16 protein-coding genes are annotated in these 16,070 nt (G+C 70.2%); 13 read left to right on the forward strand and 3 right to left on the reverse strand.

Going from position 1 to position 16,070, the window contains the following annotated elements; translation table 11 throughout:
* Positions 1-92 precede the first annotated feature (92 nt).
* Positions 93-980 (reverse strand): polysaccharide deacetylase family protein, encoded by an 888-nt coding sequence (locus IG98_RS0137090; protein WP_030923524.1) that lies wholly within the window; start codon positions 978-980, stop codon positions 93-95.
* A gap of 261 nt (positions 981-1,241) precedes the next feature.
* Between IG98_RS0137090 and IG98_RS0137095 the strand changes: the two genes are divergently transcribed.
* The 9 genes from IG98_RS0137095 (at position 1,242) to IG98_RS54480 (ending at position 9,829) form a co-directional block, all read left to right on the forward strand.
* Positions 1,242-2,309: a fatty acid desaturase family protein gene (locus tag IG98_RS0137095; RefSeq protein ID WP_084195926.1), complete on the forward strand. Its 1,068-nt coding sequence runs from the start codon at positions 1,242-1,244 to the stop codon at positions 2,307-2,309.
* A gap of 107 nt (positions 2,310-2,416) precedes the next feature.
* Positions 2,417-3,085: an SRPBCC family protein gene (locus tag IG98_RS0137100; RefSeq protein WP_030923529.1), complete on the forward strand. Its 669-nt coding sequence runs from the start codon at positions 2,417-2,419 to the stop codon at positions 3,083-3,085.
* Positions 3,086-3,295: 210 nt separating this feature from the next.
* Complete coding sequence (locus tag IG98_RS0137105; RefSeq protein WP_030923531.1) at positions 3,296-6,085, forward strand: Na+/H+ antiporter subunit A; 2,790 nt, start codon at positions 3,296-3,298, stop codon at positions 6,083-6,085.
* On the forward strand, positions 6,082-6,900 hold the full coding sequence (locus IG98_RS0137110; RefSeq protein WP_030923533.1) for a Na(+)/H(+) antiporter subunit C: 819 nt from the start codon (positions 6,082-6,084) through the stop codon (positions 6,898-6,900). Before IG98_RS0137105 ends, IG98_RS0137110 begins: the two co-directional genes overlap by 4 nt.
* A complete protein-coding gene (locus IG98_RS0137115; RefSeq protein ID WP_030923535.1) occupies positions 6,900-8,492 on the forward strand; it encodes a Na+/H+ antiporter subunit D in 1,593 nt (530 codons plus the stop codon). The genes IG98_RS0137110 and IG98_RS0137115 overlap by 1 nt, the downstream gene beginning before the upstream one ends.
* Entirely contained in the window at positions 8,489-9,049 is a 561-nt protein-coding gene (locus IG98_RS0137120) for a Na+/H+ antiporter subunit E (protein WP_030923537.1), read from the forward strand. Before IG98_RS0137115 ends, IG98_RS0137120 begins: the two co-directional genes overlap by 4 nt.
* A complete protein-coding gene (locus IG98_RS0137125; protein WP_030923538.1) occupies positions 9,046-9,306 on the forward strand; it encodes an MrpF/PhaF family protein in 261 nt (86 codons plus the stop codon). The genes IG98_RS0137120 and IG98_RS0137125 overlap by 4 nt, the downstream gene beginning before the upstream one ends.
* 5 nt (positions 9,307-9,311) lie before the next feature.
* Positions 9,312-9,647: a monovalent cation/H(+) antiporter subunit G gene (mnhG, locus tag IG98_RS0137130; RefSeq protein ID WP_037972312.1), complete on the forward strand. Its 336-nt coding sequence runs from the start codon at positions 9,312-9,314 to the stop codon at positions 9,645-9,647.
* 47 nt (positions 9,648-9,694) lie between these two features.
* Positions 9,695-9,829: a hypothetical protein gene (locus IG98_RS54480; RefSeq protein WP_281178585.1), complete on the forward strand. Its 135-nt coding sequence runs from the start codon at positions 9,695-9,697 to the stop codon at positions 9,827-9,829.
* A 43-nt stretch (positions 9,830-9,872) separates the two neighbouring features.
* On the opposite strand, the gene IG98_RS0137140 is transcribed toward IG98_RS54480, so the two are convergent.
* Both IG98_RS0137140 and IG98_RS0137145 read right to left on the reverse strand, forming a co-directional pair.
* Positions 9,873-10,964 (reverse strand): M20 family metallopeptidase, encoded by a 1,092-nt coding sequence (locus IG98_RS0137140; protein ID WP_030923540.1) that lies wholly within the window; start codon positions 10,962-10,964, stop codon positions 9,873-9,875.
* A complete protein-coding gene (locus IG98_RS0137145; protein WP_063766355.1) occupies positions 10,961-12,031 on the reverse strand; it encodes a LacI family DNA-binding transcriptional regulator in 1,071 nt (356 codons plus the stop codon). The genes IG98_RS0137140 and IG98_RS0137145 overlap by 4 nt, the downstream gene beginning before the upstream one ends.
* A 208-nt stretch (positions 12,032-12,239) precedes the next feature.
* On the opposite strand from IG98_RS0137145, the gene IG98_RS0137150 reads away from it, so the two are divergent.
* The 4 genes from IG98_RS0137150 to IG98_RS0137165 are packed head-to-tail and all read left to right on the forward strand — an operon-like array spanning position 12,240 to position 16,061.
* Positions 12,240-13,223: a substrate-binding domain-containing protein gene (locus IG98_RS0137150; RefSeq protein WP_030923542.1), complete on the forward strand. Its 984-nt coding sequence runs from the start codon at positions 12,240-12,242 to the stop codon at positions 13,221-13,223.
* Between the two features lie 17 nt (positions 13,224-13,240).
* Positions 13,241-14,014: an ATP-binding cassette domain-containing protein gene (locus IG98_RS0137155; RefSeq protein ID WP_030923543.1), complete on the forward strand. Its 774-nt coding sequence runs from the start codon at positions 13,241-13,243 to the stop codon at positions 14,012-14,014.
* On the forward strand, positions 14,011-15,012 hold the full coding sequence (locus IG98_RS0137160; RefSeq protein ID WP_030923544.1) for an ABC transporter permease: 1,002 nt from the start codon (positions 14,011-14,013) through the stop codon (positions 15,010-15,012). The genes IG98_RS0137155 and IG98_RS0137160 overlap by 4 nt, the downstream gene beginning before the upstream one ends.
* On the forward strand, positions 15,009-16,061 hold the full coding sequence (locus IG98_RS0137165) for a phosphotriesterase family protein (protein WP_030923548.1): 1,053 nt from the start codon (positions 15,009-15,011) through the stop codon (positions 16,059-16,061). The genes IG98_RS0137160 and IG98_RS0137165 overlap by 4 nt, the downstream gene beginning before the upstream one ends.
* Positions 16,062-16,070 lie beyond the last annotated feature (9 nt).

The raw sequence follows: 16,070 nt of genomic DNA on the forward strand, positions 1-16,070 counted from the left end.
TACGCATCCGCGGCGAGAAGGGCATCCGCTGGGGCGGACGCCCTCTCAAGGCCGCAGCCTGACAAACCCGGCGAACCAATGCGGTCACGGCACTAGCGGGTCACCGCCTTCAGGTACGCGTCGAGGTTGCCGATCTCGAAGCCCCGACGTTTGATCTTGGCGACGAGGATCTCGAAGTCGCGGGCGAGATTCGGGCGGAAGTGCAGCAGCAGCACGTCGCCGGGGCGGAGCTTCTTGTCGGGCACCTGGTAGGCGATCTTTCCGCCCGGCTGCACGGTCGCGGTCCAGAGCAGGAGCGCGTCGATGCCGCAGGCCTTGGCGGCCCTGCGGGTCAGGGTGTTGTGGTTGCCGAACGGCGGGCGGAACAGGGTGGGGGCGGTGCCGGTGTGTTTGCGGATCAGTGTGGAGGTGCCGCAGATCTCGGCCTTCTGTCCCTCGTAGCCGAGCGCGGGCAGGTTCGGGTGCGTCAGCGTGTGGTTCTCGATCGTCGCCCCCGCGTCGCGCAGGTCGCGGACGTACCTCCACTTGCCCGCGCCCAGGAACCTGCCGCCCTGGGCGGTCGGATCGGTCGCGCCCCTGGCCTCCACGGCGTCGCGGGTGACGAAGGCCGCCACCGGGATCCGCTGGTCACGGACCTGTGCCACGAATCCGGGATCCTGCTCCCAGCCGTCGTCGATGGTCAGGAAGACGACCTTCCGCCTGGTGGGAATGGAGCTGATCACCGGTGGCAGGCCGTCACCGGGGCGGGGGATCACGCCCACCTCACCGGGCCTGGGCATCGCACCCGGTGGCCCTGCCGGTGTCCTCGCGGCCCGGCCGTCCCCGCCGGCGGGGGTCTTCTCCGCATCGGAGGAGGCACCCGGCGCGGGGGCGGCGGCCTCGCCTGACCCGCCGTCCGGGCCCGTGGCGCACCCGGCGCTCACCGTCAGGGCCGTCGCCGCCGCCACCGCTATTATCGTCCAGTACGTCCCCGATGCCATGGGCGACCATCCTGCCAGCAGCCAGGAGCCTGTTCGATCATGCCGCGCGAGGGCGGTCCAAATGGCTATGTTGTTGTACTTCCTTGATCACGGCATTTGGCGGGGTAGGGTCAGCACTACCACGAGTAGGGGTGGGAGCGGGGGTTTGCGAGCGCGGCGAGCACGCGATCCTGGGAAAGTCATCATGCCCGGTTGGCGTAGATATGTGGCGTCGCCGACTGACGTAATCATTCGAGTGATCCGGCCCATCTGAGGAGAACCGTGACCAACTCCACCGCGATCGACGACGCGGATCCCCCCGCCCCCCTTGAAAGCGTGGAACGGGGTAGTGATTTCGCCCGCCTGTCGCGCCGGATCGCCCAGGCGGGGCTGCTGGACCGGCGCCCCGGTCACTACGCCGCACGGCTCGGCCTGGTGGCGGCGTCCTTCGTCGGCGGCTGGGCCGTCTTCTTCGCCGTCGGCGACTCGTGGTACCAGCTGCTGGTCGCCGTCTTCCTCGCGGTGGTGTTCGCGCAGATCGGGCTGGTCGCCCACGACCTGGCCCACCGCCAGGTCTTCCGTTCCCGCCGCTCCAGCGAGCTCGCCGGGCTGGTGGCGGGAAACCTCGCCATCGGCATGAGCTACGGCTGGTGGATGGACAAGCACACCCGCCACCACGCCAACCCCAACCACGAGGACCACGACCCCGACGTCGCCCCCGACTTCCTGATCTGGTCGCACGAGCAGGCCGCCGAGAGCAGGGGGTTGCCCAGACTCCTGGGCCGCCGGCAGGCGTTCCTGTTCTTCCCGTTGCTCACGCTGGAGGGGTTCAACCTCCACGTGTCCAGCGTCCGGGCCCTGATGCGCCCGACGACCAGGAACCGGGCCGCGGAGGGGGCGCTGCTGGCCGTGCACGCCGTCCTGTACCTGGGCGCGCTGTTCACCGTGCTGTCGCCGGGCAAGGCCGTGGTCTTCCTCCTGCTGCACCAGGCGATCTTCGGCGTCTACCTGGGCTGCACCTTCGCGCCCAACCACAAGGGGATGCCGATGCTCAGGGGCGAGGAGAAGCTCGACTTCCTCCGGCGCCAGGTGCTGACCTCGCGCAACGTGCGCGGCGGCAAGGTCCTCGACACCGTGCTCGGCGGGCTCAACTACCAGATCGAGCATCACCTGTTCCCCAGCATGCCGATGCCCAACCTGCGCCGCGCCCAGCCGATCGTCCAGGCCTACTGCGAGGAGTTGGGCGTCGACTACCTGGAGACCGGGATCATCAGCTCGTACGCGCAGGCGCTGCGCCACCTGCACGACGTGGGCGCGTCCCTGCGAGCCGGAAGCCCCGCGCCCGGCTGACCCGGCCGGTCTCGTGCGTCAGGGCGGCAGCACTGACAACGAAGAGCGGCGCCGGCGGGCAGATGTTGCTGTTATCCGCCCGCCCCGAGATTGCCTAGGGTGCTGGTGTGAAGCTCGCAGGCAGTGCCGTGCTCGGCATCGACAGAGATCGTGTGTGGTCAGCGCTCCAGAACCCGGCCGTGCTCGTACGCACGATTCCGGGGTGCGAGCGCCTTGAGGAGACGGGCCCGGACACCTACCGGATGACCGTCACCGCGGGCGTGGCCTCCATCAAGGGCGTCTACCAGGGCGAGGTCGCCCTGTCGGAGCCCGAGGCCCCGGAACGGTTCGTGCTCAGGGCTCGCGGCCAGGGCGCCCCCGGCACCGTGGACGCCACGGTGCAGGTCCGTCTCAGCGAGGTCGAGGGCGGCACCCGGATCGACTACGACGCCGAGGCCGTGATCGGCGGCATGATCGGTGGTGTCGGCCAGCGCATGCTCGGCTCCGTCGCGAGGAAGACCGCGGGTGACTTCTTCTCCGCGGTGGAGAGCCATCTCGTCTCCGGCGTCTCCGGCGAGATCCCCGCCGCGACCGTGCCCACGGAGCCCACCGCGCCCACCGCGCCGGGAGCAACGGTCGAATCCGGCCCCGCGCACGTCTTCGAGCGCCCGGTGAAACAGCCCAGACCCGGGGTCCCCGCCTGGTCGCTCCTCGCCGCCTTCGGCATGGGTGCGGGCATCGCGCTCGGCAGCGCGGTGATCGGCTGGCTGCTCGGCCGTACCGGCAGGAAGCGGTGACGTCGCTCACAAAAGGGGAGGGGTAAGCGCTCCCGTCGGCGGCGGTTACGGGGAGTGCCAATGTCCCCGCCAGCAGGAACATCCGGGGAGTCGACCATGTCTCGGTGAAGGATCTACGGTGTTCGGGTCAGCGCTCCGCGCGTTTGACCAGGAAAACTTACGCCTTTTAGGATCCTGGCGTACGTCTGTCACGACGGGTCACGGGGGAACATGGAGCCGCTGCTGATCCTGCACGCCGTGGCAGCGGTGATCGCTCCGGTGCTGGTGCGTCGTTTCGGCAGGGCCGCGCTGCTCATGCTCGCCGTGCCAACGGCCTGCGGGTTCGGCTACACGATCTGGATCGCCCTGACCGGCATCCCCGTCGAGTCACACCACGACTGGGCGCCCGGCCTCGGCCTGGGACTGTCCTTCCGCGCCGACGCGCTGGCCCTGCTCATGATGGCCCTGGTCACGGGCGTGGGCGCGCTGGTCGTGCTGTACTGCTCGCGCTACTTCTCCGCCGACGCCGAGGGGCTGGGCCGGTTCGCCGGGGTGCTCGTCGCCTTCGCCGGGGCGATGCTCGGGCTGGTGGTCGCGGACGACCTGCTGCTGCTGTACGTGTTCTGGGAGCTGACCACGGTCTTCTCCTACCTGTTGATCGGCCACGACCCCGCCAGCAGGACCAGCCGCCGCGCCGCGATGCAGGCGCTGATCGTCACCACGTCCGGTGGCCTGGCGATGCTGGGCGGCATGGTCGTGCTCGGCGAGGCGGCGGGAACGTACCGCATCTCGCGGATCGTGCAGAGCCCGCCGTCCGGCGGCCTGGTGGCGGTGGCGGTGGTGCTGATCCTGGTCGGCGCGCTGTCGAAGTCGGCGGTCTTCCCGTTCAGCATGTGGCTGCCCGCCGCGATGGCCGCGCCGACCCCGGTCTCGGCCTACCTGCACGCCGCGGCGATGGTGAAGGCGGGAATCTACCTGCTCGCCCGCCTCGGCCCGGCTTTCGGGGAGCTCGCCGCCTGGCGGTGGACCGCGGTACCCCTGGGCCTGCTCACCATGCTGCTCTGCGCCGGGCGGGCGCTGCGCGAGCACGACCTCAAGAAGCTGCTCGCCTACGGCACGGTGAGCCAGCTGGGTTTCCTGACGGTGCTGTTCGGCGCGGGCACCCGCGACACCGCGATCGCCGGGGTCGGAATGCTGCTCGCGCACGCGCTGTTCAAAGCCTCCCTCTTCTTGACCGTCGGCATCATCGACCACGCCACCGGTACCCGTGACCTGCGAGAGCTGAGCGGCCTGCGGCGCTCGGCGCCGTGGCTGGCCGCGGTCGCCACCGGGGCCGCCGCCTCGATGGCGGGCATCCCGATGTTCCTGGGGTTCGTCGGTAAGGAGGGGGCCTTCGAGTCGCTGCTGACCGGACGGGGCATCGACACCGTGGTGCTCGCCGGAGTCGTCCTCGGGTCGGCGCTCACCGCCGGCTACAGCGCACGTTTCCTGTGGGGCGCCTTCGCCGTCAAGCCCGGTGTCGAGCCGGTGTCCGTGCATCCCTTCGGCGCCGCGCTGTTCCTGCCGCCCGCGCTGCTCTCCGCGCTCGGCCTCGCCGTCGCCCCGTTCGCCGCACGGTACGGCGAGGCGATGCGGAGCTACACCGATACCTTCCCCGGGCCCGGCCATGGCACCCACCTCGCGCTGTGGAGCGGCGCCCCGGTACCGCTGCTGCTCTCGGCCGTCGCGCTGGCGGGTGGAGCGTTCCTTTTCCTGGCCAGGAGACCGCTGGCGCGGATCGGGGAGGCCATGCACGTGATCGACTCCGGCCGGGTCTACTGGGGCCTGGTCCGCGGGCTGGAACGTTTCTCCCTGCAGCTGACCGGCGTCGTCCAGCGCGGCTCGCTGCCCGACTACCTCATGATCGCATTCGCCCTGGTGGCGGCGGTGGGGGTCTTCTCGCTGGTGTATGGCCCCGGACTCGACCTCCGGCTGGACGTGGTGGCCTGGGACCGCATCGAGCAGCCCGTCATCGGCGTGCTCATCATCGCCGCGACGGCCATCGCGCTCAGGGTGCGCGCGCACATCGTGCTCGTGCTGCTGGCCGGCCTGACCGGGTACGGCACGGCGCTGCTCTTCCTCGTCCACGGCGCGCCCGACCTGGCGCTGACCCAGTTCCTCGTCGAGACGCTGAGCCTGGTCGTGTTCGTGCTGGTGCTGCGGAGGCTTCCCCTTGGGCCGAGGGAGGAGCGGGGGCGGCTGTCGTTCGGCGCGCGGCTCACCCTCGGCATCGTGAGCGGTGTCGTGGTGGCGGGGGCCGGCATGTTCGCGATGAACGCGCGGCAGGCGACACCGATCGGCACGCTGATGGCCGAAGCGGCGAAGGAGGCCGGGGCCGCCAACATCGTCAGCGCGCTTCTGGTCGACATCCGGGCCTGGGACACCATGGGGGAGAGCTCCGTGCTCGTCGTGCTCACCCTCGGCATGACCGGCCTGATCTTCCTGCGCAGCCGCTCGTACACGCCGCAACCCCCGCCGGAGAGAACCGGGGAGGAGCCCCGGACGTACTGGCTGGTGACCACCCTGCCGCGGGGGCAGCGGACGGTGGTCCTCGAGTTCGTGGCCCGGGTGACCTTCCACACCGTGATGCTGGTCTCGGTCTTCCTGCTGTTCACCGGGCACAGCGGGGTGGGCGGCGGGTTCGCCGGAGGCATCGTGGCCGCTCTGGCGCTGGTCCTGCGCTACCTGGCCGGAGGCAGGCACGAGCTGGCCGCCGCCGCACCGGTCGCTCCCGGGGTGATGATCGGGCTGGGGCTCCTGCTGTCCGCGCTCACCGCACTGGTGGGGTTGCTGGGCGGCACCGGAGTGCTGGACATGCTCTCCGCCGATCTGTACGTCCCGCTGGTCGGCAAGCTGCACCTGTCGACGGTGCTCCTGTTCGACCTCGGGGTCTACATCACGGTGATCGGCATGGTGCGGGACATCCTGCGCAGCCTGGGCGCCGAGCTGGATCGGCAGATCGCCGAGGGGGAGGGCCGGTGACCGCGCCCGTGCTGCCGCTCCTGGTGGTCGCCGTGCTCGTGGCCGCGGGGGTCACGCTGCTGCTGGAGAGGAGCCTGGTCCGGCTGCTGGCCGGCGTCATCCTGCTCAGCAACGGGGTGAACCTGCTGATCCTCACCGTGGGCGGGCCGCCGGGAGAACCGCCGATCCTGGGCGTCTCCGATCCGGAGCGGATGGCCGACCCGCTGCCGCAGGCCATGGTGCTCACCTCCATCGTCATCACGCTGGGCGTCACCGCCTTCCTGCTCGCCATGATCCATCGATCCTGGCAGCTCACCGGTGCCGACGAGGTGCAGGACGACACCGAGGACCGTCAGGTGCGGCTGCGCGCCCGGCAGGGCGAACTGAGCCAGGCCGTGCTCGACCGGCAGGCGGCGTACCAGCAACTGGTCCGCGAGCAGCGCGCCGAACTGGCCCGGCTGGAGGAGGAACACCACGAGTGGGAGCGCAGGGAGGCCGAGGAACTGGAGCAGCGGATCCTGGACGTCAACGTCGACCTGGGCCGCTGGTTGCAGGAGCACAAGAACGACGGCCTGTCCGCCGAGCGGCTCGCCGAGCGTTTCGCCGAGGCCCAGCAGGCGGAGGACGTCTCCAAGGAAGGCCGGGAGAGGCGCCTCCGTGAGGTGCGCGCCGAGTTCGCCCGCAGGCAGCGGGAGCAGGCGGCGCGCGAGCGTGAGATCCGCAAACGGCTCCGCGCCCGCCAGCGCGACGCCCGCAGGCAGATGCGCGCCGCGATCCGGGAGGACCGGGCACGACAGGCCAGGGCGGAAGATCCCGAGCTGGAGGGGGAGGACTGATGGAGGCGCTGATCCCGGTGCCCGTGGTGCTGCCGCTACTGGCCGTCGGTCTCAAGCTGGCCATCGGCCAGAGACTGCGCAGGTTGCAGGCGCTGATCAGCGTGGGCACGCTCACGGTGGTGCTGCTCGTGTCGCTGGTCCTGCTGTTCGCGGCGGATCAGCAGGGGCCGCTGGTGGCCCACGCCGGGGGCTGGGGCGCGCCGATCGGCATCGCGCTCGTCGCCGATCGGCTCTCCACGCTGATGCTGGCGGTCTCCTCCGCGGTGACGCTCTGCGTGATGATCTACTCGCTGGCCCAGTCCTGGGCCGACCAGGAGTACAAGGCCTCACTGTCGATCTTCCACCCGGCCTACTTGATCATGGTCGCCGGAGTGTCGGACGCCTTCCTCTCCGGGGACCTGTTCAATCTCTTCGTCGGGTTCGAGATGCTGCTCGGCGGCTCGTACGTGCTGCTGACCTTCGGCGGGACCGAGTCCCGCATCCGGGCGGGCGCCACCTACACGGTGATAGGACTGGCCTCGTCACTGCTGTTCCTGGTCGCGATCGCGGTGGCCTACGGCGCCACGGGCACCGTGTCGATGGCGCAGCTGGCCGAGCGGTTCTCGGTGCTGCCCCAGCACGTCAGGCTGCTGGTCGAGCTGACACTCCTGCTGGTCTTCGTGGTCAAGGCCGCGATCTTCCCGATGTCGGCGTGGCTGCCCGACTCGTATCCGACCGCGCCCGCCCCCGCGACGGCGCTCTTCGCCGGGCTGCTCACCAAGGTCGGCGTCTACTCGATCATCCGGCTGGAGGCGCTGCTGTTCCCCGGCGGTCCGGTGGGCGACATACTGATGTGGGCGGCGCTGCTGACCATGCTCGTCGGGGTGCTCGGAGCGGTGGCGCAGACCGACATAAAACGAATGCTCTCCTTCACCCTGGTCAGCCACATCGGCTACATGGTGTTCGGAGTCGCCCTGTTCAGCGTCCAGGGCATGGCGGGTGCCATCTTCTACGTGGCCCACCACATCACCGTGCAGACAAGCCTGTTCCTGGTGACCGGCATGATCGAGCGCCGCACCGGCACCACCTCCCTGGACGGTCTCGGTGGTCTGGCGAAACTGACCCCCGTGATCGCGGTGCTCTTCTTCGTGCCCGCGATGAACCTGGCGGGCATCCCGCCGATGTCAGGCTTCCTGGGCAAGCTCGGGCTGATCCAGGCGGGAGTGGCGGACGGCGGTCCGATGGCCCTGACCCTGGTCGCCGGAGGGCTGGTGACCAGCCTGCTCACCCTGTACGCGGTGGCCACGACCTGGAACAAGGCGTTCTGGCGGGTGCCGCCCGCGGGAATGGTCACCGAGGGGGGAACCGTACTGGAGACCCAGGAGGACGGGGACGGAGCGGACCCGAAGCCCGCCGCCGAGGCCGCAGGCGAGGCGATCGTCACCTCCGTCACCATGCCGAAGCTCATGTTCGTCTCCACCGCCGCCCTGGTGGCGCTGGCCCTGTCCTTCACCGTGCTGGCCGGCCCGCTGTCCGCCCTGTCGGAGCGGGCCGCGGCGGAACTGCTGGCCCGCGAACCGTACATCTCCGCGGTGCTCGGCGGTGAGCGATGAGCGAGCCCCGCCCGGCGTTCACGGTGCTACGGCTGCTGGGCAGGCCCGTGCCACTGCCGCAGGTGCTCTGGCTGACGCTGATCTGGTTGCTGCTCTGGGGAGACCTGAGCGTGGGCAACGTGCTCGGCGGCCTGCTGGTCGGGTTGGTCCTGGTGTGGCTGCTGCCCCTGCCGATCCAGGACACCGGCATCCGGCTGCACCCTGTCGGGATCCTGCTGTTCCTCATCCGCTTCTTACGGGACATGGTGATCTCCAGCTTCCGGGTGGCCTTCTGGGCGCTGAGACTGGGCAAACCGCCGCCGGTCCAGGTCGTCGAGGTGAGGCTGCGCGCCTCGTCGGAGCCGATGGCGGTGCTGGTGACGGTGGCGCTGTCGGCGCTGCCGGGCAGCCTGGTGCTGGAGGCGAACGTCCGGGAGAGAACGCTCCTGCTCCACGTGCTCGGCGTGCCCGGTGACCCGTCGACGGTCAGTCAGGTCACCCAGGATGACGTGACCCGGCTGGAGGGCCGCATCGTGGCAGCCTTCGGCACCCGCGTGGATCAGGAGGAGGTGCGATGACGACGGTTTACCTGATCGTTCTGGGACTGCTCGCCGCCGCGGCGGCGATGACGCTCTACCGCCTGGTGCGCGGTCCGACGATGCTGGACCGTGCCGTCTCGCTGGACGTGCTCACCGCCGTCGTCATCTGCGCGATCGGGGCGGGGGCGGCGACCTACCGGGAGTACTCGATGCTGCCCGTGCTGCTGGTGCTCTCCCTGCTGGGGTTCGTCGGCTCGGTCTCGCTGGCCAGGTTCTTCTCCGGGCGTGCCCGGTGACCGCGATGGACGTGGCCGCGGCCGTCTGCCTGCTGCTGGGGGCGACGCTGGCGTTCGCGGCGGGGGTGGGCATGGTCAGGTTTCCCGGCACCCTGGCGCGCATGCACGCCGCGACCAAGCCCCAGGTGCTCGGCCTCCACCTCATCCTGCTCGCCATGTGGCTGCGCGACCCCAGCTGGAAGATCGCCGGCGTCATCGTCCTGGTCGCCGTCTACCAGGTGGTGACGGCCGCGGTGGCCGCCTACATGGTGGGAAGGGCCGCCTATCTCACCGCGAAGCCGCAGGACGACGGCGACGACGGCACGGCCGTACCGTCTCCCGGCGACGCTCGCGCCCAGTAGCGCTCTGTCAGGTTTGCCGGACGGTCCCGGCCGTCCGGTGCACGTGGGTGGACATCGCACCAGCGGAGGCGGAGCCGGCAGGCATCTACCGGGCCTTGGCCGAACACACCAGGCGCGAGGTGTATCCGGACGTCGTCGCACGGGCTGAGGCTGAGTTCACCGAGCTCCAGGTGCGTGCCTGACCGGTTGCGTTACCGCAGGTCAGCCAAATTAACCCGATTTTTGTTACGACGACAACCCCGCCAGGGCGCCGGTGTAGATCTCGACGGCCTCCTCGATCCGGGGAGTCTCGCAGTACTCGTCGGTGACGTGTGCCTGCTCCGGCTCCCCGGGGCCGCAGATCACGGTGGGTACTCCGCCGCAGGCGGCGACCAGCACCGAGGCGTCGGTGAAGTAGCTGGCGGCCGGTCGGTCGCCTGGGGGGCGGGCCCCCGCGGTGAGCAGGGCCCGCACGAAGGGGTCGTCCGGGTCGGTCCACACCGAGGGCAGGTCGGTCAGCACCTCCAGCGAGGTCTCCCCGCCGAGCCTCTCCCGGAGCCGCTCGCGTAGCTCCGCGTGGTCCTGGCCGGTGACCGTGCGTATGTCGACGGTCGCTTCGGCGAGGTCGGGGACGGAGTTCACGTTGATCCCGCCGTGTACGGTCCCCACGTTCGCGGTCGGCGCGCCGAGCCAGGGGTGGGGGGGAACGCCGGGATCGAAGCGCTCGACGGCGCCGATGGCGCGGGCCAGCTTGTAGATCGCGTTGTCACCCAGGTGGGGCATCGAGCCGTGAGCGGTCCGGCCTTGGGTGGTCGCCTTCAGCCAGAGCGCGCCCTTGTGCCCGAGCAGGGCGCGGTTCGCGGTGGGCTCGGCCACCAGCAGCCCCCGGGATCGGCTGACCAGCCCACGGGCGATCATGTCGATCGCGCCCTCGCAGCCGGTCTCCTCTCCCGCGGTGAGGACGATCTCCAGCGCCACCCGGCGGCCCGGCCCGCGCGCGTGCCGCTCGGCGGCGACGACCAGCGCGGCCACTCCGGCCTTCATGTCGCTCGACCCCCGCCCGTAGAGCCGGTCACCGTCCACCTCCGCGGCGTGCGGCTCGTGCGTCCATGCCTGGCCGCCCAGCGGAACCGTGTCGAGGTGGCCGGTGAGGGTGACGGGCATGCCCGTTCCCCACCGGGCCACCAGTCCGGTACGGCCGGGCGCGTGGTCGTGCGCCCGCACCTCGAAACCGGCGGCCTCCAGCCTGCGGGCGAGCGGCTCGGCGACCGCGGCCTCGCCACCGCCCACCGAGTCGATCCTGATCAGCTCGCGGGTCAGTTCCACGACGTCGGTCATGTCGTTTCCTTGTCTTCCTGACCGTCCCCGGTCATGGTTCCTCCGGCTCCGGCGGTGACCACGCCCCTGGTCACGGGGCGGCTGGTCTGCCGTACGACGAGCCGGGGGGCGATCGCGATGCGCTGCGCGGGCCGTGGATCGCCCACCCGTACCTGGTTCAGCAGGCGTACCACCTCGGCTGCCATCTCCTCCACGGGCTGGCGCACCGTGGTGAGCGGTGGGTCGCACATCGCCGCGTGGCCGACGTCGTCGAACCCCACCACCGATATCTCCTCGGGAACCCGTACACCGCCGAGCCGCAGTGCCCGCAGCAGGCCGACCGCGATCTCGTCGTTTCCACAGACCACCGCGTCCGGCAGGGCGTCGCCGGCGAGCAGCGCCTGCCCGGCCTCGAAGCCCCAGGCGAGGGTGAACTCGCCGAGTAGCGGCGGCAGGGAGGCGATCCCGGCACGGGCTGTGGCGAGCTGGAAGCCGGCCAGCCGCAACCTCGCGGAGGAGTTCATCAGGCGGCTGCTGACGAAGACGACGGAGCGTGCTCCTCCGGCGACCACATGGTCGACCGCCTGGGCCAGCGCCGAGTCGTCGTCCACACCGACCCAGTCGGCTCCGCCGCCCTCGATGTAGCGGTCCACCTGTACCAGGGGCACCTGCCGGGCTGCGTTCAGCACGGCCGGCGCGCTGGCCTCAAAGTCGCACGGGCTGATGATCAGGCCGTCCACCCGCCGGGCCAGCAGCGTGTTCAGCCGCCGGGCCTCGATCTCGGGTGTGTACAGGGAGGCGCACAGCAGCAGGTCATGTCCGGTCTCCTGGAGCTGATGCTCCACCGACTCGACGATCGTGGTGAAGAACGGGTTGCCGATGCCGGGAACGATCATGCCGATTGTTCCGGTGGTCTGGTCGCGCAGTGCCTTGGCGATGGCGTTCGGCCGGTAGCCCAGCTCGGTGGCGGCCCGGGTGACCCGCTCGGCCACCTCGGCGGTGACCTTGCGACGCCCGGACAGGGCACGCGAGGCCGAGGCCACGGAGACGCCGGCCGCTCTGGCCACGTCGTGGATTGTCACGCCCATGTTGTGTAATCGATTTCCCTGGTCGCGCTGAGGATAACCGGCCGCCTCCCCGTCATGTGAGCTCGCTCATGTGCGGGTTGTTAGAACCATAGAGCGTCCGCGGCCTTACGTCACCTTGACGAGAGTTTGCCCTGGTAGCTACCATCCCCGGATATTGGTAATCGATTACCAACCCCCCGCTGTATCAGCGTCTCGAAAGGCTGATTCGATGGCACGACCGACTCGCTTCACCCGCCTGACCGCCGTCACGGCGATCCTTGCCACCGGCCTGCTGGCCGCGGCATGTGGCGGCACGGACGCTTCCGACACCGCGCCCTCGGCCGACGGCGGAGAAAAGCCGAAGATCGGCCTGGTGCAGATCAACCAGCAGGCGATCTTCTTCAACGAGATGAACGCCGGCGCCCAGCAGGCCGCGAAGGATGCGGGCGTCGACCTTACGATCTTCAACGCCAACGACGACCCGGTGAAGCAGAACGAGGCCATCGACAACTTCGTCCAGCAGCAGTTCGACGGCGTCATCGTGGTGGCCATCGACGTCGAGGGCATCAAGCCCGCCGTCAAGATCGCCAAGGACGCGGGACTGAAGGTCGTGGCCGTCGACGCGATCGTGGACTCCCCGGCGGTCGACACCCAGGTGGGCGTGGACAACGCGGCCGCGGCCAAGCAGATGGGCACGTTCGTCAACGAGTGGGCCAAGAAGCAGAATGTGGCCGCGCCGAACATCGGCGTGGTCGGCGCGCTCAACTCCTTCATCCAGAACGTGCGCAAGGACGGCTTCAACTCGACCGTCGAGGCGGCCGGCGCCAAGATCGTCCAGACCGTGGACGGGCAGAACAAGCAGGAGGCCGCCCTGGCCGCCGCCGAGAACCTGCTCACCTCGCGCTCGGACCTCACGGCCGTGTACGCCACCGGAGAGCCCGCGCTGCTCGGCACGGTGGCCGCGGTGAAGTCGCAGAACGCGAGCGACCGGGTCAAGGTCTTCGGCTGGGACCTCACCGCGGAGGCGATCGGCGGCATCGACGCCGGCTTCGTCGCCGGAGTCGTGCAGCAGGACCCCAGGACCGAGGGCTACGAGGCGGTCAAGGAGGTCAAGGCGCTGGTCGGTGGCGCGCAGGCCAAGAAGACCATTGATGTGCCCGTCACGATCGTGACCCAGGAAAACGTCGACAAGTACCGTTCCACGTTCAAGTGAGCGGCGGAGAGACCCCTATGACCGACTACGAGGCGACCGGCGCGGACCGTGTGGTCATGCGCGACATCCGCAAACGCTACGGAATGGTCGACGCACTGCGCGGGGCCAATTTGCGGGTCGGTGCGGGCGAGGTGGTGGGACTGGTCGGCGACAACGCCGCCGGCAAGTCCACCCTGATGAAGGTGCTCGCGGGCACCGTCGTGCCGGACTCCGGGCAGATCGTCTTCGACGGCCGCCAGGTGTCCTTCGCCACCCCCCGCGACGCTCGCGAGCTGGGGATCGAGATGGTCTACCAGGACCTCGCGCTCTGCGACGACATCGACGTGGCGGGCAATCTGTTCCTCGGCCGTGAACCGCGCCGGGCCGGTGGCCTGCTGCTGGACATCAAGCGGATGCACGAGGACGCGCGCCGGCAACTCGACGCGCTCAACATCCGGATCCCTCTCACCGACATCCCGGTGGGAGGGCTCTCCGGCGGCCAGCGGCAGGCGGTGGCCATCGCCCGCGCGGTCACCTTCGGCCCCAAGCTGCTCATCCTCGACGAGCCCACGGCCGCGCTCGCCGTCGCCGAGGTCGAGACCGTGCTGGAACTGATCAAGACCGTCTCCTCCCAGGGGGTCTCGGTGATTCTGATCACCCACCGCCTCCAGGACCTGTTCCGGGTCTGCGACCGGCTCTGCGTGATGTACGAGGGGACGCTCCGCGCCGACCTCGACGCCCGCACCACCAGCCTGGAGCGGCTCGTGTCGGAGATCGTCGCCCACGACCAGCCCGAGGGAGCGCGGTCATGACCGTCACCAGTGAGAGGGTGGTCACCACCCGATCGGCCCGCCTCACCGCCCACATCGGCAGCCACGCCCAGACCATCGCCATCGGGGCCGTGCTGGTCCTGCTGCTGATCTTCTTCTCGTTCTCCGCCGACCGCTTCGCCAGCGTCGGCAACCTGCTCAACCTGATCCGGCAGATCTCCCCGACCCTGATCGTCGCGGTCGCGATGACCTTCGTGATCAGCACCGCCGGCATCGACCTGTCGGTCGGCTCGACGGTCGCGCTGTCCGGATCGTTGCTGGCGATCGTCCTGCAGCAGGGCTGGGACCCTACCCTCGCGCTCATCGCGATCCTCGCGCTCGGCGCGGCGATCGGGTTCGTCAACGGCTGGTTCTCCTCCTACCAGGGCATCCCGGCGTTCATCGTCACCTTGGCCATGCTCTCGATCCTGCGGGGAACCGCCCTGCGCGCGACCGAGGGGTACTCCACTCCGATCGACGGTGAGTTGTGGATCGTCCAGCTCGGCCAGGGCCGCATCGCCGGAGTGCCGGTGCCGGCCATCCTCGCCGTGGTGATCGCGCTGCTCGGCTGGCTGGTCCTGACACGCACGCCGTTCGGCCGCTACGTGGTCGGTCTCGGCTCCAACGGTGAGTCGCTGCGCCGTACCGGTGTGAACACCCGCAGGGTCGGGCTCACCGTCTACGTGCTGGCCGGCCTGGCCGCCGCGCTTGCCGGAGTGCTGATCGCCACCCGGCTCAGCTCCGGGTCGTCGAACGCGGGCACCGGGTTCGAGCTGGAGGTCATCACGGCCGTCGTGCTCGGCGGGACCAGCCTGTTCGGCGGACGGGCCAGCATGCTCGGCACCATCTTCGGCGCGCTCACCCTCGGCGTCATCGCCAACGGCCTGGTGCTGCTGCACGTCTCGCCGTTCTACGTGCAGATCGTGCAGGGCAGCATTCTCCTGCTGGCCATCTTCGCCAACAACAAAATGTGGGCGAGGTTCGGCGCGGTGCGGAAATGACCGGCCGGGCCGGCGCGACCGCGACCACGGTGCTCGGCGAGGTGCCCGTCGCCGAGCTCGGCATCACTCTCTGCCACGAGCACCTGCGCAACGACGGCGCCAGCGCCTGGCACCCCGCCCCCGAGGGCGACGCCGAGGGTGAGCTGATCGCCGGCTCGCCGCTGCGGATGGAGTTCCTCGGCCGGCTGAGGCTGGACCCCTACCTCTCCCGCGACAACGTGTCCCTGGACGACACCGGTGTGGCGATCGAGGAGGTGGCCCGATTCGCGGCCCGTGGGGGCCGCACCGTGCTGGACGTCACCCCGGAGGGTATCGGCCGCGCCCCGGCGGAGCTGGTCCGCATCGCCCGTGCCACCGGCCTGAACATCGTGATGGGCTGCGGCTTCTACCTGGAGCGCACCCACCCGGCCCGGGTTCGCGGCATGAGCGCCGCCGACGTCGCCGACGAGATCGAGCGGGATCTGGTCGACGGCGCCGGGGGAGTACGTGCCGGGGTGATCGGGGAGATCGGGATCTCCCCGGACTTCACCCCGGCCGAGGAGAAGGTGCTCCGCGGCGCCGCCCGAGCCCAGGCCCGCACCGGCGCGCCGCTCTCGGTGCACCTGCCCGGGTGGGTACGGCACGGCCACCGGGTGCTCGACGTCGTCGCCGAGGAGGGCGGCCTCCTGTCGGCCACCGTGCTGTCACACCTGAACCCCAGCCTGCGTGAGCGCGACTACCAGGTATCCCTCGCAGCCCGGGGGGCCTACCTCGGATACGACATGTGCGGCATGGACTACCTCTACCCCGGCGAGGGCCAGTCGCCGTGCGACGAGGAGAACGCCGCCGCCGTCGCCTGGCTGGTCCGCGCCGGCCTGGGCGGCCGGCTGCTGCTCTCCCAGGACGTGTTCCTCAAGACCATGCTGGTCCGGTACGGCGGAACCGGCTACACGCACATCCTCACGCATTTCGTGCCGCGCCTGCACCACCACGGGCTGACCCCCGAGGAGACCGACCGGCTGCTCGTCGCCAACCCGCGCGAGCTCTTCACCACCCCGAAGATCCCCTGAAGGAGACAA

Source organism: Streptosporangium amethystogenes (assembly GCF_000721075.1).
In the GTDB taxonomy this organism is placed as follows: Bacteria; Actinomycetota; Actinomycetes; order Streptosporangiales; family Streptosporangiaceae; genus Streptosporangium; species Streptosporangium amethystogenes.